We start from the raw sequence: 17,349 nt of genomic DNA on the forward strand, positions 1-17,349 counted from the left end.
TCGCCCGTAGATCAAAAGCACTCGAGCTTGCGCTCATTGTTGAGTGGGGCGGCTTTGCCGCGGGCAGCTGCGCTGCTTTGCCTTTTTGTGGGAGCGAGCTTGCTCGCGAAGGCGGCCTGTCAGCCGACCTGTTCTTGAAGTGGTACCCAATCCAACTGTAGGAGCTGCCGAAGGCTGCGATCTTTTGATCTGGCTTTTGCTTTTGCTTTTGCTCTGGCTTTTGATCCGGCTTTTGATCTTTTGCCCCTTCGGCAGGCTTCGTTACGGAATCGATCCGGGTGTGGGAGCGCAGCGACCGTACGACGCAGTCGTACACAGCGCAAGGAGGTGCAGCGAAGCCAGCCGGAGCCGCTGCGCCCGGATCGGTCCCGTAACGAAGGTACCCCGAGCTTTAGCGAGCGGGCCGTACGCCGGGGCAAAGCCTTTTGGGTTACCTTTTTGGCGTCTGAAAAAGGTGACTCGCTGTAAGAGCGAAACCGCCAGCGGCAACACCCGCAGCAACGGATATACACCCAAAACCTCAAGAGCCCGGTCGGCCCAAAGGCCGCCAAGGCCGCCAAAAAACAAAACCCCCGACAAACCAGAAGTCTGTCGGGGGTTTTGTTTGCCTTGAGATTCCAGGCGTCTCGCAACGCCTGATCTCAGCTCAGCTTATTGGCAAGCTTCGCAATCCGGCTCGTCAATCGCGCAGGCTTTTGGCACTGGCGCCGGGCCGGCCGGTGCGGCCAGTACCGAATCATCACCATGGTTGCCGCCGCTGGAAACAGCGTTCAGCTTACCGGTGTTGATGGTCGACTTCTCGGTGCTGGTCGCGGCCAGGGCACGGAGGTAGTAGGTGGTTTTCAGACCACGGTACCAGGCCATGCGGTAGGTCACGTCGAGCTTCTTGCCCGATGCGCCGGCGATGTACAGGTTCAGCGACTGGGCCTGGTCGATCCACTTCTGACGACGGCTGGCGGCGTCAACGATCCACTTGGTGTCCACTTCGAACGCGGTCGCGTAGAGCTCTTTGAGTTCTTGCGGGATGCGCTCGATCTGCTGCACCGAACCGTCGTAGTACTTCAGGTCGTTGATCATCACCGAATCCCACAGACCGCGAGCCTTCAGGTCGCGAACCAGGTACGGGTTGATCACGGTGAATTCGCCCGACAGGTTCGATTTCACGTACAGGTTCTGGTAGGTCGGTTCGATCGACTGCGAAACGCCAGTGATGTTGGCGATGGTCGCGGTCGGTGCGATGGCCATGATGTTCGAGTTACGGATGCCTTTCTGTACACGGGCGCGAACCGGTGCCCAGTCGAGGGTTTCCTTCAGGTCGACGTCGATGTACTTCTCGCCACGCTGCTCGATCAGGATCTGTTGCGAATCCAGCGGCAGGATGCCCTTGGACCACAGCGAACCGTTGAACGTTTCGTAGGCGCCGCGCTCGTCGGCCAGGTCGCAGGAAGCCTGGATCGCGTAGTAGCTGACCGCTTCCATCGACTTGTCGGCGAACTCGACGGCAGCGTCGGAGCCGTAGGCGATGTGCTGCAGGTAAAGAGCGTCCTGGAAGCCCATGATGCCCAGACCGACCGGACGGTGGCGGAAGTTGGAGTTCTTCGCTTGCGGCACCGAGTAGTAGTTGATGTCGATCACGTTATCGAGCATGCGCACGGCGGTGTTCACGGTGCGTTGCAGCTTGGCGGTATCGAGCTTGCCGTCGACGATGTGGTTCGGCAGGTTGATCGAGCCCAGGTTGCAAACGGCGATTTCGTCCTTGTTGGTGTTCAAGGTGATCTCGGTGCACAGGTTCGAGCTGTGGACCACGCCGACGTGCTGCTGCGGGCTGCGCAAGTTGCACGGGTCTTTGAAAGTCAGCCATGGGTGGCCGGTTTCGAACAGCATGGACAGCATCTTGCGCCACAGGTCTTTGGCCTGGATGGTCTTGAACAGCTTGACCTTGCCCGGGTACTCGGTCAGCGCTTCGTAGTACTCGTAGCGCTCTTCGAAGGCCTTACCGGTCAGGTCGTGCAGGTCCGGTACTTCGGATGGCGAGAACAGGGTCCACTTGCCGTCATCGAAGACGCGCTTCATGAACAGGTCAGGGATCCAGTTGGCAGTGTTCATGTCGTGGGTACGACGACGATCATCACCGGTGTTCTTGCGCAGCTCGATGAACTCTTCGATGTCCATGTGCCAGGTTTCCAGGTAGGCACACACAGCGCCTTTGCGCTTGCCACCCTGGTTCACGGCCACAGCGGTGTCGTTCACTACTTTTAGGAACGGCACAACGCCTTGCGACTTGCCGTTGGTGCCCTTGATGTACGAACCCAGCGCACGAACCGGCGTCCAGTCGTTGCCCAGGCCGCCGGCAAATTTCGACAGCATGGCGTTGTCGTGGATCGCGTGATAGATGCCCGACAGGTCATCCGGCACGGTGGTCAGGTAGCAGCTCGACAGCTGTGGACGCAGGGTACCGGCGTTGAACAGGGTCGGGGTCGAAGCCATGTAGTCGAACGAGGACAGCAGGTTGTAGAACTCGATCGCACGGTCTTCTTTCTGCTTCTCTTCGATCGCCAGGCCCATGGCCACGCGCATGAAGAAGATCTGCGGCAGTTCGAAACGCACGCCATCCTTGTGGATGAAGTAACGGTCGTACAGGGTCTGCAGGCCCAGGTAGGTGAATTGCTGATCGCGCTCGTGGTTGATCGCCTTGCCCAGCTTTTCCAGGTCGAAGGTGGCCAGCACAGGGTTCAGCAGTTCGAACTCGATACCTTTGGCGATGTAGGCCGGCAGTGCCTTGGCGTACAGGTCGGCCATTTCGTGATGGGTGGCGCTTTCGGCGACTTCGAGGAAGTTCAGGCCTTCGGCACGCAGGGTGTCCATCAGCAGGCGGGCGGTAACGAACGAGTAGTTCGGCTCGCGCTCAACCAGGGTACGGGCGGTCATCACCAGCGCGGTGTTGACGTCGGTCAGGGCCACGCCGTCGTACAGGTTCTTCAGTGTTTCGCGCTGGATCAGGTCGCCGTCGACTTCTTCCAGGCCTTCGCAGGCTTCGGTAACGATGGTGTTCAGGCGGCCCATATCCAGCGGCGCGAGGCTGCCGTCGGCGCGGGTGATGCGGATCGACGGGTGCGCGTTGACTGCTGCTTCGGCAGGAGCGTGCGCTGCGCGCTCTTTCGAGCGGCCGTCGCGGTAGATCACGTAGTCACGGGCGACTTTCTGCTCGCCGGCACGCATCAGGGCCAGTTCGACCTGGTCCTGGATTTCTTCGATGTGGATGGTGCCGCCCGATGGCATGCGACGCTTGAAGGTCGCGGTGACCTGTTCGGTCAGGCGCGCAACGGTGTCGTGGATTCGCGACGAGGCGGCAGCGGTGCCGCCTTCAACTGCGAGGAACGCTTTGGTGATAGCGACGGTGATCTTGTCATCGGTGTAAGGAACGACAGTGCCATTACGCTTGATCACGCGCAGCTGGCCAGGCGCGGTGGCTGCCAGATCCGAAGTCGAATCGGCGGCCTGCGGCAAGGTGCCCTGCGGGTTCTCGCGAGTTGTGTCGGTTTGCATGGGGGGTGGTCTCCACATTCTCTATGTTTGTTTGGCACCGTCATGGTGCTCACCGTTCTGTACCGAAGCACTGCAACCGACGGGCGTCGGCATTACAAACTTCGGAACAGTAGGAAAAAGGCTGCAACGCCGCATCCTTGCCGAAGTTTTGGTTACGAGCCGAAGCTCGCCACCGGATTCCTTCGCGGGTGGCAGTCATGACTGCAACACCCATACCGTTTTGTCCGTTTCGGACCAAATAAAACGGTGCCATCCGCCAGTGCGGTTTGGGCTTGAAAAAACTCGCTTGTTCTACCGGAAACTGGCCATAAAGCACTTGAGTTTCAGGTCTGAAATGTGGTTGGGCGTTTTAGGTGAAAACCCTATATGTAGGGTCTCTGTTTTCGCCGTGCTACAAGATAATGCGTTTCAGGGGGGGATTGCAACGTACTACCTGTGGATAAGCCTGTGCGTAATTTGTGTAAGAAACAGGGAAAACGCGTGTAGGCCGCGAACCTGCTGAGCCAGACCGTTTGTCACTGTTTTTTTGCCTGGAAAAACGCTTCAGCGGTTTTTTAAGGGCGCGAACCCTATCACAGAATTCCGCCTTGTCCGAACGCATTTACCGACTTGTTTTCCGCGTGACCGGCGTTTATACAATCGCTGGGTGCATGGGCATTTTTATCCTCCTGAAACATGACAGATGATCGGGAGGACTCATGTAGGAGCTGCCGAAGGCTGCGATCTTTTGATTGTGATTTTTCAAGAGCAAGATCAAAAGATCGCAGCCTCGTTTCACTCGTCAGCTCCTACAGGAACCGCGTTCATTCAGCGAAACCTTCATATATCAATAAAAACAGCAAGCAGAGGTCACCGGTGGAGCAACAAACCTGGCAGGTATTGATCGTCGAGGATGACCAGCGACTGGCCGAGCTCACCCGCGATTACCTGCAAGCCAATGGCCTGCGCGTCGAGATCGAAGGCAACGGTGCGCTGGCGGCGGCGCGGATCATCAAGGAGCAACCGGATCTGGTGATCCTCGATCTGATGCTGCCCGGCGAGGATGGCCTGAGCATCTGCCGCAAGGTGCGCAGCCAGTATGACGGGCCGATCCTGATGCTCACCGCGCGCACCGATGACGCTGATCAGATCCACGGCCTCGACCTCGGTGCCGACGACTACGTATGCAAACCGGTGCGTCCGCGCTTGTTGCTGGCGCGCATCCAGGCGTTGCTGCGGCGCAGTGACACACCGGAGCCGGTCGCGGAAAAATCCCGGCGGTTGCAATTCGGTCCACTGGTGGTCGACAACGCATTGCGCGAAGCCTGGCTGAGCGACAACGGCATCGAGCTGACGAGCGCCGAGTTCGACCTGCTGTGGCTGCTGGTGTCCAATGCCGGGCGGATTCTTTCCCGGGAAGAAATCTTCACTGCATTGCGCGGCATCGGCTATGACGGCCAGGACCGCTCGATCGACGTGCGCATCTCGCGCATCCGCCCGAAAATCGGCGATGACCCCGATCATCCGCGCCTGATCAAGACCATTCGCAGCAAAGGCTATCTGTTCGTCCCTGAGGCCTGCGCAGACCTGGCGCTGTGAATTCGATCTTCCTGCGCATCTACGGCGGCATGTGCGCCGCGCTGATTCTGGTGGCGGTGCTCGGCGTGCTGGCGCTGAACCTGCTCAATCAGGTGCGCAGCGAGCAATACCGCGAACGCCTGGCCCACGGCACCTTCTCGCTGATGGCCGACAACCTGCAACCGATGAACCAGACCGAACGCCATCGCGCGTTGCTGGTGTGGGAGCGGCTGCTCGGTATTCCGCTGACGCTGAAGAAGTTCTCTGAAACCGACCTCGATCTGGCCCAGCGCACCCGTGTGCTGCGCGGTCAGGCGCTGGTCGAGCAGACCGGGCCTCACGCGGCCAAGGTCTATCGGCTGATCAGCGAAAAAGAGCAAATGATGCTGGTGGGCGAGGTGCAGCAGATCAGCGAGCAACTGGCCCGGGCGACCATTTACCTGCTGGCCGATGAACTGGTGCGGGTACCGGTCGGCGAACAGCCCAAGCGTCTGGCGCAGATAAAACAGGAAAAGGGCTTTGGCTTCGATCTGCGTCTGGTCACGGTAAATGACGCCGACATGGACGAAGACCAGAGCCGCCGCGTGGCCGAGGGGGATACGGTGATGGCGCTGGGCAAGGGCGGCGATTCGATCCGCGTCTTCGCCGGTATGGTCGGCACGCCGTGGGTGCTGGAAATCGGCCCGCTGTATCAGATGAATCCGTACCCGCCGGAATGGCTGGTATTGATTGCCGCGCTCGGTCTGACCCTGATCGGTCTTATCGTTTATCTGTTGGTGCGTCAGCTCGAGCGACGTTTGCGCGGCCTCGAAGCAGCGGCCACGCGGATCGCCAAGGGCAGCCTGGAAACCCGTGTGCCGGCGCGCGGTGCCGACTCGGTCGGGCGGCTGGCGTCGGCGTTCAATGGCATGGCCGAGCACTTGCAGCAGTTGCTGGCGATCCAGCGTGAACTGGTGCGCGCGGTGTCTCACGAGCTGCGCACGCCAGTGGCGCGGCTGCGTTTCGGTCTGGAGATGATCGGTACGGCGACCACCCCGCAGGCACTGGAGAAATACCGCGAAGGCATGGATCACGACATCGAGGACCTCGACAAGCTGGTCGACGAAATGCTCACCTACGCACGACTGGAGCAAGGCTCGCCGGCGCTGACTTTCCAGCGCATCGATCTGGATGCGCTGGTCAATCAGGTGATCGCAGAATTGGCGCCGCTGCGCGCCGAGGTCACGGTGCAGCGCGGTTTGTGTCTGTCATCGGCCGACAACGACGGCGCGTGGGTCGAGGCCGAGCCGCGTTATTTGCATCGGGCGCTGCAGAATCTGGTGGGCAACGCGATGCGCCATGCGCACTCGCAGGTGACGGTGAGTTATCAGGTCGGCCAGTTGCGTTGCCGGATCGACGTCGAGGACGACGGACCGGGCGTGCCGGAAGTGGCGTGGGAGCGGATCTTCACGCCGTTTTTGCGCCTCGACGATAGTCGCACGCGGGCCTCGGGCGGGCATGGTCTGGGCTTGTCGATTGTGCGGCGGATCATTCACTGGCACGACGGCCGCGCGATCATTGGCAAGAGCAAGAGTCTGGGTGGGGCGTGCTTCAGTCTGAGTTGGCCGAGGAATCAGGAGCGCCGCTGAGATTCGGGATACCGCCTTCGCGAGCAGGCTCGCTCCCACATTTGAAATGCGATCCCCTGTGGGAGCGAGCCTGCTCGCGAAGGGGCCATATCAGGCAGTACAAATCCCTAGGCAGGAATACTGACCAGACTCAACAACTGCCCATCCTGCACGCCGAACTGCGCCTCCAGCTCCGATCCATTGCGCCATTCGCTGGACAAATCAGTCAGCAACCGCAGCCTGACCTGACCCGCCGCAGTCCATTCCAGCACTTCGGCATGCTCGAAATAAAAGCGCTGCTGCACGATCGGGTACAGCGCCTTGAACAAACTCTCTTTCACCGAAAACGTCAGGGTCACCCGCAGCGCCAGTTGCTCCTGCGAGCCTGCCGCCATGCGCTGCATTTCCGCCGGGGTGAGAATTTCCCCGGCCAGGCGTTCAGCGCGCTCGTGGCTCAACAGGTTTTCCAGATCCATGCCCAAGCCGCGCCAGTGCTGTTTGTTGGCGACAATCGCCGCCGCACGGCCAGTGCTGTGAGTGATCGAACCACAGATGTGCGCCGGCCACACCGGCGCGCGGTCTTCGCCAATCGGCGGGACGATATTCAGGCCTTCGAGTTGTTGCAGCGCGGCCCGCGCGCAAATGCGCCCGGCGAGAAACTCGGCCTGGCGCTTGGCCACCGAGCGCTGAATGCTCGGCGGCGCCGGCACAGCGCTGCGCTGGAAGTCATCGCCAAGCAACCGTGTCGGGTCGAAGTGGGTACTGAGCAGCACGGTATCGGCCAGGACCGTCGGCAACGGCCAGTGGCTGTCGAGCGCAGTGCAGCAGGCGGGCAGGGCGGGGGTGAAGTTCATGGCGGGCATTTTGCCGGTTAGTCGGGGCGAGGTCGAGATGATCGTTCCCACGCGCAGCAAAGGAATGCATCCTGTGACGCTCCGCGTCACCCAGCGATGGGACGCGGAGCGTCCCGTGCGGCATTCCTTTGCTGCGCGTGGGAACGATCAGGACAAGCGCGGTTAGCTGAAGATTTTCTGAAAGAACGCTTTCATATCCGCCCAGGATTTTTCATCCGCCGCCTTGTTGTAACCAATGTCCGGCCCGCCATGCTCGCCATGGCTCAAACGATCGGCATCCGGATTGCTGAAACCATGCTTGGCGCCATCCAGACTGACGAACTGGTAGTCAGCCCCGGCCTTGTCCATCTCCGACTTGAACGCGGTGACGTGGTCCTGAGTGACCATGCTGTCCAGCGCACCGTGCTCGACGAGGATTTTCGCCTTCACACTGCCCGGAGTCGCCGGGGTCTTGGTTGCCAGCGCGCCATGGAAACTCACCACACCGGCCAGCGGCACACCCTGACGGGCGGCATTCAGCACCACGGCGCCACCGAAGCAATAACCGATGGCGGCGATCCTGTTCGGGTCGGTCTGCTTTTGCTTCTTCAACAGATCGAGCCCGGCGGCGAAGCGCTTGCTCGCCGCATCGGCGTCCTTGGTCGCTGCCTGCATGAAGGCCATGGCGTCTTTCGGGTGCTCGGTGTTTTTGCCGTCGCCGTACATATCGATGGCCAGCGCGCTGTAGCCGAGTTCGGCGAGATCCCGCGCGCGGCGCTTGGCGTAATCGTTCAGCCCCCACCATTCGTGGACCACGACAACGCCGGGGCGTGGGCCTTTGATCGCGTCGTCATAGGCGTAGTAGCCGATCAGTTGGCTGCCGTCGGCGCTTTGGTAGGGGATTTCTGCAGTCTTGATCGCAGCCTGGGTGAGGCTGCTGACTGCCAGCAAAGAGAGGGCGAGGAACAGGCGCATGGTCGGATCTCCTTATTGAAAGTGGTCAGAACAGCCTAGTCGATCCGGTTCAGGTCAGGTTCAGAGACGGTTCAGGGGCCGTACAGGGGCGGCTCAGTAACCTTGCGCCATACCCAAACAGCACTGTGAAAGAGGAAATACCCATGACTCGTTTAAACAAATTGCTGCTGGCTTTTACCCTGTTAGGCTCCAGCATCGCGGCCAATGCCGACGACACCAGCAACTTCGCCGGCCTGACATTCGGCCAGACCAGCGACAAAATCGACAAGTCCCACGCGCTCAACAACAATCTCGGCAACCCCAACGTCACCGGGGCCATCGACGGCAACAACACCTACGGCATGCGCCTCGGTCAGCAAAACAGCCAGGGCCGCTACTACGCCACCTACGACAACGTTTCCGGCTCGCACAATGGCGTTAAACTGCGCCAGGAAAATCTGCTCGGCAGCTACGACCTGTTCTACCCGGTGGGCGGCAGCACCAAATTGTTCGGTGGCGCCACGGCCGGTCTGACCAAGCTGACGCAGGATTCGCCAGGTTTCAGCCGTGACAGCGACATCGGATACGCCATCGGTGGCCAGGTCGGTGTGTTGCAGCAAGTTTCGCAGAACACCTCGGTGGAACTCGGTTACCGTTACCTGCGCAGCAACGCCAGCACCGAAATGAAAGAGAGCGGCGGCAGCAAACAGGGCTCGCTGGGCTTGACCAGCAGCGCGCAGACCTACCTGTCGGCCAACTACTATTTCTAAGTGGTTGTCGCAGTTTGAAGTGTGGGAGCGAGCCTGCTCGCGAAAGGTGTATCAGCCGACACTTGCTTGGCTGATCCACCGGATTCGCGAGCAGGCTCGCTCCCACAGGTAGTTGCCTGGAGAGTTCAAGTGATAGGGAGAAAGGCATGAAACTGTTGGTCGTCGAAGACGAGGCGCTGTTGCGTCATCACCTGCAAACCCGCCTGACGGAAAGCGGTCATGTGGTCGAGTCCGTGGCCAATGCCGAGGAGGCGCTGTACCAGACCGGCCAGTACAACTTCGATCTGGCGGTGATTGACCTCGGCCTGCCGGGCATGGGCGGGCTCGACCTGATCCGCCAGTTGCGCTCGGGCGGCAAGACCTTCCCGATCCTCATACTCACCGCGCGCGGCAACTGGCAGGACAAGGTTGAAGGACTCGCCGCCGGTGCCGACGATTACGTGGTCAAGCCGTTCCAGTTCGAAGAACTCGACGCACGCCTGAACGCATTGCTGCGCCGCTCCAGCGGTTTCACCCAGTCGACCATCGTTGCCGGGCCGTTGCTGCTCGACCTCAATCGCAAACAGGCCAGCCTCGATGAGCAACCGCTGGCGCTTACTGCTTACGAATACCGCATCCTCGAATACCTCATGCGCCATCACCAGCAAGTGGTGCCCAAGGATCGCTTGATGGAGCAGCTGTATCCGGATGACGACGAGCGCGATCCGAATGTCATCGAAGTGCTGGTCGGCCGTCTGCGCCGCAAGCTAGAAGGCCCGGCCGGGTTCAAACCGATCGACACCGTGCGCGGCCTCGGTTACCTGTTCAATGAGCGCTGCACTTGATCCGTTCCCTTCGCGTTCGCTTGATGCTCGCCGCCACCACGTTGGCGGTGTTGTTCATGCTTGCCTTGCTGCCGGCGATGCAGGGCGCCTTCAGCCTTGCCTTGCAGGACTCGATCGAGCAACGTCTGGCCTCCGACGTCACCACATTGATCTCCGCCGCGCGGGTGGAAAACGGTCGGCTGGTGATGCCGTCGCAATTGCCCGACGAGCGTTTCAACCTCACCGATTTCCGCTTGCTCGGCTATATCTACGACCGCGACGGCAAACTGGTGTGGCGCTCGAAAGCCACCCAGGAAGAACAGATCAACTACAAACCGCGCTACGACGGCCTCGGCAACGAGTTCGCGCGGATTCGTGAAGCCAGCGGTCAGGAGTTCTTCGTCTACGACGCCGAAGTCAAACTGCTCGGCGGCAAGAGTGCGGCGTTCAGCATCGTCGCTCTGCAACCGGTGCGTGAATACGAAACCACCCTCGAAGGCCTGCGCGAAAATCTCTATCTGGGCTTCGGCGCGGCATTGCTGGTGTTGCTGGCGCTGCTATGGATCGGCCTGACCTGGGGCCTCAAGGCCTTGCGCCGATTGAGCCAGGAACTCGACGAAATCGAAGGCGGCACCCGCGAAAGCCTGACGGAGAAACACCCGCGTGAACTGCTGCGCCTGACCGGCTCGCTCAACCGCTTGCTGCTCAGCGAACGCCAGCAACGCAGCCGCTACCGCGACTCCCTCGACGACCTCGCCCACAGCCTGAAAACCCCGTTGGCGGTGCTGCAAGGCGTCAGCGAAGACATGGCCCAGCGTCCCGCAGACCGCGACCAGGCCTGGGTCCTGCAAAGCCAGATCGAACGCATGAGCCAGCAGATCAGCTACCAACTGCAACGGGCCAGCCTGCGCAAAAGCGGACTGGTGCGCCATCAGGTGCGCCTGCAACCAGTGCTCAAAAGCCTCTGCGATACGCTGGACAAGGTCTACCGCGACAAACATGTGCGCGTGACCTTTGATCTGCCGGAGCATTGCTACGTGCCGATCGAGCAGGGCGCCCTGCTGGAAATGCTCGGTAACCTGCTGGAAAACGCCTACCGCCTGTGCCTCGGCGAAGTGCGGGTCAGCGTGCGCGAGTCCTTGGCCGGGATCGAATTGTGCGTCGAGGATGATGGCCCGGGCGTGCCACTCGATCAGCGTGCGCGGATTCTCGAACGTGGCGAACGCCTGGACGCCCAGCATCCCGGGCAGGGCATCGGGCTGGCGGTGGTCAAGGACATCATCGAAAGCTACAACGCCCGTTTGGCCTTGGGTGATTCACCGATGGGCGGGGCGGCGTTCAGGATTGATTTTCCTGCGGTGTGATTGCGAGCTGCCCTCACCCTAACCCTCCCGAAACGTCGGACCGCCCAGAGGTAGAGGGGACTGACCGAAGTGTCTTTGGAAAATTATCGACCTGAGCGATTTGCAGCGAATATGGATTCAATAGAGAGCTTGCAGGTCGGCGTATTTCTCAAGCATCCCCCAATCAGTCCCCTCTCCCTCCGGGAGAGGGTTAGGGTGAGGGGCTTTTGATTTAGCGCCTCATTGCTCCTGCGACCGATAAGCCCCCGGTGTCAGCCCCGTCCATTTCTTGAACGCCCGGTGAAACGCCGAAGGCTCAGAGAACCCGAGCTGCTCGGCAATCTGCTGCAACGACAGCTCCGCGCGGCCCAGATGGTAGATAGCGATATCCCGCCGCAGCTGATCTTTCAGTTCCTGAAAACTGGTGCCTTCCTCGCGCAAATGCCGGCGCAAGGTCTGCGGGCTGATATGCAGATGCGCCGCAACGGCTTCCAGATCCGGCCAACTCGCAGCGTCGCGGCTGAGCAAGCGACGCAGGCGGCTGCTCAGGCTGTCGCCGTCGTCCGGGCGCGAGAGCAGGTCGGCGGGGGAGCGTTCGAGAAAATGCTTGAGCGTGCGTTCGTCCTGCAACAGCGGCATGGCCAGGTAGCGACTGTGAAACAGCAGGCTGCTTTGCTCGGCATCAAAGGTCAGCGGGCAGGGGAACAGCAGATCGTATTCGCCGCCGTGCTCGGGGCGCGGATAGCTGAAAGTCGCTTGTTCCAGGCGAATGCGCTGGCCGATCAGCCAACTGCCGAGGCGGTGCCAGATCACCAACAGACTCTCGCTGAGAAAATGATCCGGGTCCCACCACTGCGCGTCGTCCAGACTCAAACGCACCCAGTCGTCCTCGCGGCGCAGAGCCAGGCGTGGAGCGTCGGGGAACAGGCTGTAGAACAACAAGCCACGTTGCAGAGCCTTCTCCAGGTTGCGGCAGTGAATCGAGGCGTGGCACATCATGGCGAAGCTGCCGGGCTTGCTCGGGGCGTTACCGAAACCCAGGTATTCGTCGTCCAGCGCCAGCCACAAGCCCTGAATCAGCCGGGTGAACTGCTCCGGGGCAATCCGCGCGCGGGGCTCGTCGAGCAATTCCGCGCTGATCCCAAGTTGCTGCAACAGGCCTGAATAATCCAGGCCGCGCCGGCGTGCACCGCCAAGGGCGGCACGGGCGAAATGGCTGGCGATGGTGCGTTCGCGCATAAGCGGCAATCCTTGTTCAGGCACCGATCGTAACGGCGGGCCGGCAACGCAACAAGGCGGATTTCCGCCAAATTGCAGGACACTGAACGCTCAGTTGGCGGAAATCCGCCATGCCTCAAGTCACTGATTGGTGACAGGAAAATCCCGCAGGCCCTGATATCAAAAGGCTTGCTGCCATTCGCACCAATCTGGCACGACGTTTGCGATACAAGCTACAGAAGCGTGCATTTCTCCGACCGGGAAAAATGCCGTTCCAACAACAAATCCCTCCAGTGCAGGAGGGTTCGCAATTAAGGTTCAGCGCTCGACAGATGGATGTTGCCGCTGGACGCTTGAGGAAACCTGCAATGACGACTCGTCAGCCACTGTACAAATCCCTGTATTTCCAGGTGATCGTTGCCATCGCCATCGGCATCCTGCTTGGTCACTTCTATCCGCAGACCGGTGTGGCCCTCAAGCCACTGGGTGACGGCTTCATCAAGCTGATCAAAATGGTCATCGCCCCGATCATCTTCTGTACTGTTGTCAGCGGCATCGCCGGCATGCAGAACATGAAGTCGGTAGGCAAGACCGGCGGCTACGCGCTGCTGTACTTCGAAATCGTTTCCACCATTGCCCTGCTGATCGGTCTGATCGTGGTCAACGTTGTGCAACCGGGCGCCGGCATGCACATCGACGTCACCACCCTCGACGCCTCGAAAATCGCCACCTACGTGACGGCCAGTAAAGACCAGAGCATTGTCGGTTTCCTCCTCAATGTGATCCCGAACACCATCGTCGGCGCGTTCGCCACCGGTGACATCCTGCAAGTGCTGATGTTCTCGGTGATCTTCGGCTACGCCCTGCATCGCCTGGGTTCGTACGGTCGTCCGCTGCTGGACATGATCGATCGCTTCGCCCACGTGATGTTCAACATCATCAACATGATCATGAAACTGGCGCCGCTGGGTGCGTTCGGTGCCATGGCGTTCACCATCGGTGCCTACGGTGTCGGCTCGCTGGTGCAACTGGGCCAGTTGATGATCTGCTTCTACATCACCTGCGTCCTGTTCGTCGTGCTGGTGCTGGGTGCGATCTGCCGGGCTCACGGTTTCAGCGTATTCAAGCTGGTGCGCTACATCCGTGAAGAACTGTTGATCGTACTGGGTACGTCCTCGTCGGAATCGGCACTGCCACGCATGCTGATCAAGATGGAGCGTCTGGGCGCGAAGAAATCGGTAGTGGGTCTGGTGATCCCGACCGGTTACTCGTTCAACCTCGACGGTACTTCGATCTACCTGACCATGGCCGCCGTGTTCATCGCCCAGGCGACTGACACGCACATGGACATCACCCACCAGATCACCCTGCTGCTGGTACTGCTGCTGTCCTCCAAAGGCGCGGCGGGTGTGACCGGTTCGGGCTTCATCGTCCTGGCCGCGACACTGTCGGCGGTAGGTCACCTGCCGGTTGCCGGTCTGGCGCTGATCCTCGGTATCGACCGTTTCATGTCTGAAGCCCGCGCACTGACCAACCTGGTCGGTAACGCTGTAGCGACCATCGTCGTCGCCAAGTGGGTCAAGGAACTGGACACCGATCAACTGCAGACCGAGCTGGCTTCCGGCGGTCGCGGTATCTCCGATGAGCGTGAAGAAGACGACCTGGGTGTGGCTGAAGGCCCAACCCCGAGCAATGTGAAGTAAATACAAGAACTGCGCATCAGTACGATGTGAGGTTGTAAAAAATCCCTTGTGGTGAGGGATTTACCCCCGATGGACAGCACAGCGGGCCTCTTCTTCCAATTCCAGAGAAGGGGCCGCTTCGCGACCCAACGGGGATAAATCCCCTCGCCACAGGGGTTTTTTTTTGCCCGGAATTTGAGCGCAACGGTCACACCTGCTGACATTTGCGGTGATTGCCGCATCGGCGATGGCTGCCTAGGCTGAGTACATTGCCCAAGGAGTTCGCCCATGTCTGCACCGCTGGCCTCACTGAAGATTCTCGATTTCTCCACCTTGCTGCCGGGGCCGTTCGCCTCGTTGCTGCTGGCGGACATGGGCGCCGAGGTGCTGCGCATCGAATCGCCGACGCGTATGGATCTGCTGCGGGTGCTGCCGCCGCATGATGGCGGTGTCTCGGCCAGTCACGCCTACCTCAACCGCAACAAGCGCAGTCTGGCGCTGGACCTGAAACAGCCCGAAGCGCTGCAGATCATCAAGCAACTGCTGGGCGAGTACGACATCGTGCTCGAGCAGTTTCGCCCCGGGGTGATGGAGCGTCTGGGCCTGGGTTATGAAGCGTTGAAAGCGATCAACCCAAAGCTGATTTATGTGTCGATCAGCGGTTACGGCCAGACCGGGCCGTACAAGGAACGCGCCGGGCATGACATCAACTATCTGGCGCTGGCCGGGCTTGCCAGCTATACCGGACGCGTCGACAGCGGGCCGTTGCCGTTGGGCATGCAGGTGGCGGACGTGGCGGGCGGCTCGCTACACGGCGTGATCGGCTTGCTGGCAGCGGTGATTGCTCGTCAGCAAACCGGGCAGGGCACCCATCTGGATGTGAGCATGACCGACTGCGCGTTCAGCCTGAACGCCATGGCCGGCGCTGGCTATCTGGCCTGCGGCGCGGAACCGGGCCGGGAAGACCAGATGCTCAATGGCGGCAGCTATTACGATTATTACCGTACCCGGGATGGGCGCTGGATGTCGGTGGGCAGTCTGGAGCCGGCCTTCATGCAGCAATTGTGCACGGCGCTGGGCCGGCCGGAACTGGCCGCGCAAGGGTTGTCGCCCAGGCCTGAGCAACAACAGGCCTTGAAAGAGGCGTTGCGCATCGAATTCGAACGGCATGATTTTGCAGAACTGTGTGAGTTGTTCGCCGGGGTCGATGCCTGTGTCGAGCCGGTGTTGAGTCTGGGCGAGGCGCTGCGCCATCCGCAAATGCAGGCGCGGAAGCTGGTGGCGCAGGTGCCGCGCGGCGATGGCGCGACGCAGGCGCAGATGGCCTGTCCGTTGAAATTTTCTGAGGCGTTGCCGGCGCCAAGGCATGTTGGCGCGGGGTTGGGGCAGCATACGGAGGAGGTGTTGGGGGAGCTGGGACTTAGCCCTTCGAAAATTGAAGACCTGCGTCGCGCCAAAGTCATTCTTTAGCGCCTGTAACGGCCTCATCGCTGGCAAGCCAGCTCCCACAGGTTCCGAGGTGTTCACAAAATCTGTGGGAGCTGGCTTGCCAGCGATAGGGCCAGTCAGGGCACCGCAGAAACTGACTATTCCACCCGCATCTCACCACTGAACACCAGCGTACTGCGGCAGCGCCGGCACAGATACCGCCGCCCTTGCCGCACCAGACCATGGCGCTGGGCGGTAAACGGGAAATCACTGTCGGGGCACGGGCATTTGTAGATATAGCGGGTCACGCTGCGCCGCTTGATTTCATAGGTGTGGCAGCGGTCCGGCGGCAGTTCGTAGACGCCGCGCATGATCAGTTGCCACTCCTCGCCATGGGGCTGGATGCGGTCGCCGAACAGTTGATGAGCGATCAGGTGGGCGACTTCGTGGGCCACGGTCTGCTTGAGGAAGTGTTCGGTGTTTTCCCGGTACAGCTGCGGGTTGAAGCGCAGCAGGTTCTCGTGCAGATGCGCGACACCGGCTTTCTGCCCGCGCAGCTTGAGGCTGACGACTGGGCGTTTGAAGGAGCGTTTGAAAAAGGATTCAGCGAGTTGGTAACAATCTTCGACGCGGGTATTGAGTTGCTCGGGCATGCTTGATGGATCTCCAGAGACGCCGAGTATGCCGCAACCCCGGTGACTTGCGAATCGCCGACCTGCCGAATGGTCGTCGCCTCAACGAGAAGGCCGCCTTGCGGCGGCCTGTATTGGCAGATGTTGTTTTTCTCAGGGAGGAAACAGGTCAGTTGGTATAGACCGGGCCGACACCCAGGCCCCAGACAATCACGGTGAACGCCATGATCGCCACCAGCACCACCAGGCCGACGGCGAGCACCGAGCTGGAAAACAGGAAACCTTCATCCGAAGGGATGTTCATGAAGGTCGGCAGGCCGACATACAACAGATACACCGTATAGCAGATGGCCGCTGTGCCGACGATCATCCCCAGCCACATGTGCGGATACAGCGCCGCCAGACCGCCGACAAACAAAGGTGTCGCGGTGTATGTGGCAAAGGCTACGCAACGGGCCAGGCTTGGATTGGCGTCATAGGTGCGCGCCATCCAGTGTACGAAAGCGCCCATCACCGCGACCCCGCCGAGCATCGCCAGGTACGACATGATGGTCATCCACAAGGCGCTTTCGAACGTGAGCATCACCGGCGCGCGATTGCCGATCACCCAACCGACCTGGGTCGTGCCGATGAACGCCGAGACAGCGGGGATCGCCGCCAGAATCAGCGTGTGCGTCAGGTACATGTGGCTGATGCTTTCCTCTTGGTCGCCACGAATCTCCTTCCATTCCTGATCGGGGTGGGTAAACAGTCCCACTACGTGATGGATCATGCCATTCACTCCTCTTGTCATTGCCATCGCCCCCCAACGGAGCGCCTACGGGCCAAGATGGCCGAGCAAATACAGGTCTTCAGATGTGTGCGACCTTATGTCGCAGTATAGAAAGGACTCCAGCGCACCGGTATGCCGGGCTTAGAGCAAATCGCGCTGTAAACGGGATGGATAATCGCCTCGGGGTCTTGCGGGGACGGCATT

General features: G+C 60.5%; 13 protein-coding genes. 7 read left to right on the forward strand and 6 right to left on the reverse strand.

The genetic code is table 11. The annotated features are described in order from the left end of the window. Positions 1-651: 651 nt before the first annotated feature. On the reverse strand, positions 652-3,546 hold the full coding sequence (locus D8U60_RS22580; protein WP_024013986.1) for a ribonucleoside-diphosphate reductase subunit alpha: 2,895 nt from the start codon (positions 3,544-3,546) through the stop codon (positions 652-654). Positions 3,547-4,401: 855 nt separating this feature from the next. On the opposite strand from D8U60_RS22580, the gene D8U60_RS22585 reads away from it, so the two are divergent. Continuing rightward, positions 4,402-5,124, forward strand: a complete 723-nt coding sequence (locus tag D8U60_RS22585) for a response regulator (RefSeq protein WP_056788095.1) — start codon at positions 4,402-4,404, stop codon at positions 5,122-5,124. Continuing rightward, positions 5,121-6,731 carry an ATP-binding protein gene (locus D8U60_RS22590; protein WP_130900984.1) on the forward strand — a complete coding sequence of 537 codons (1,611 nt, stop codon included), beginning with the start codon at positions 5,121-5,123 and terminating at the stop codon, positions 6,729-6,731. Before D8U60_RS22585 ends, D8U60_RS22590 begins: the two co-directional genes overlap by 4 nt. Positions 6,732-6,838: 107 nt before the next feature. Here D8U60_RS22590 and D8U60_RS22595 read toward each other — a convergent pair whose 3' ends face one another. Together D8U60_RS22595 and D8U60_RS22600 are read right to left on the reverse strand one after the other, a co-directional pair. Further along, positions 6,839-7,564 carry a 4'-phosphopantetheinyl transferase superfamily protein gene (locus D8U60_RS22595; RefSeq protein ID WP_122611657.1) on the reverse strand — a complete coding sequence of 242 codons (726 nt, stop codon included), beginning with the start codon at positions 7,562-7,564 and terminating at the stop codon, positions 6,839-6,841. Positions 7,565-7,726: 162 nt separating this feature from the next. Then, positions 7,727-8,518 (reverse strand): dienelactone hydrolase family protein, encoded by a 792-nt coding sequence (locus D8U60_RS22600; protein ID WP_130900985.1) that lies wholly within the window; start codon positions 8,516-8,518, stop codon positions 7,727-7,729. A 143-nt stretch (positions 8,519-8,661) separates the two neighbouring features. Here D8U60_RS22600 and D8U60_RS22605 point away from each other — a divergent pair, with 143 nt between their 5' ends. The 3 genes from D8U60_RS22605 (at position 8,662) to D8U60_RS22615 (ending at position 11,434) form a co-directional block, all read left to right on the forward strand. Further along, positions 8,662-9,267: a membrane protein gene (locus tag D8U60_RS22605; RefSeq protein WP_024013981.1), complete on the forward strand. Its 606-nt coding sequence runs from the start codon at positions 8,662-8,664 to the stop codon at positions 9,265-9,267. A gap of 146 nt (positions 9,268-9,413) precedes the next feature. Continuing rightward, on the forward strand, positions 9,414-10,091 hold the full coding sequence (locus D8U60_RS22610) for a response regulator transcription factor (protein ID WP_016773623.1): 678 nt from the start codon (positions 9,414-9,416) through the stop codon (positions 10,089-10,091). Then, complete coding sequence (locus D8U60_RS22615) at positions 10,088-11,434, forward strand: ATP-binding protein (protein ID WP_130900986.1); 1,347 nt, start codon at positions 10,088-10,090, stop codon at positions 11,432-11,434. The genes D8U60_RS22610 and D8U60_RS22615 overlap by 4 nt, the downstream gene beginning before the upstream one ends. Before the next feature lie 219 nt (positions 11,435-11,653). Here D8U60_RS22615 and D8U60_RS22620 read toward each other — a convergent pair whose 3' ends face one another. Continuing rightward, complete coding sequence (locus D8U60_RS22620) at positions 11,654-12,652, reverse strand: AraC family transcriptional regulator (protein ID WP_130900987.1); 999 nt, start codon at positions 12,650-12,652, stop codon at positions 11,654-11,656. Positions 12,653-12,999: 347 nt separating this feature from the next. Here D8U60_RS22620 and D8U60_RS22625 point away from each other — a divergent pair, with 347 nt between their 5' ends. Both D8U60_RS22625 and D8U60_RS22630 read left to right on the forward strand, forming a co-directional pair. Beyond that, positions 13,000-14,334, forward strand: coding sequence for a dicarboxylate/amino acid:cation symporter (locus D8U60_RS22625; protein ID WP_122707473.1), 1,335 nt, complete (start codon positions 13,000-13,002; stop codon positions 14,332-14,334). A gap of 267 nt (positions 14,335-14,601) precedes the next feature. Next, a complete protein-coding gene (locus tag D8U60_RS22630) occupies positions 14,602-15,783 on the forward strand; it encodes a CaiB/BaiF CoA-transferase family protein (RefSeq protein ID WP_130900988.1) in 1,182 nt (393 codons plus the stop codon). A gap of 116 nt (positions 15,784-15,899) precedes the next feature. Here D8U60_RS22630 and D8U60_RS22640 read toward each other — a convergent pair whose 3' ends face one another. After that, entirely contained in the window at positions 15,900-16,394 is a 495-nt protein-coding gene (locus D8U60_RS22640; protein ID WP_024013976.1) for a SprT family zinc-dependent metalloprotease, read from the reverse strand. Positions 16,395-16,542: 148 nt separating this feature from the next. Next, entirely contained in the window at positions 16,543-17,145 is a 603-nt protein-coding gene (locus tag D8U60_RS22645) for a Yip1 family protein (RefSeq protein ID WP_016773629.1), read from the reverse strand. Between the last annotated feature and the right edge of the window lie 204 nt (positions 17,146-17,349).

The sequence above is a fragment of the Pseudomonas sp. Sample_11 genome (assembly GCF_004307505.1).
Taxonomy (GTDB): domain Bacteria; phylum Pseudomonadota; class Gammaproteobacteria; order Pseudomonadales; family Pseudomonadaceae; genus Aquipseudomonas; species Aquipseudomonas atacamensis.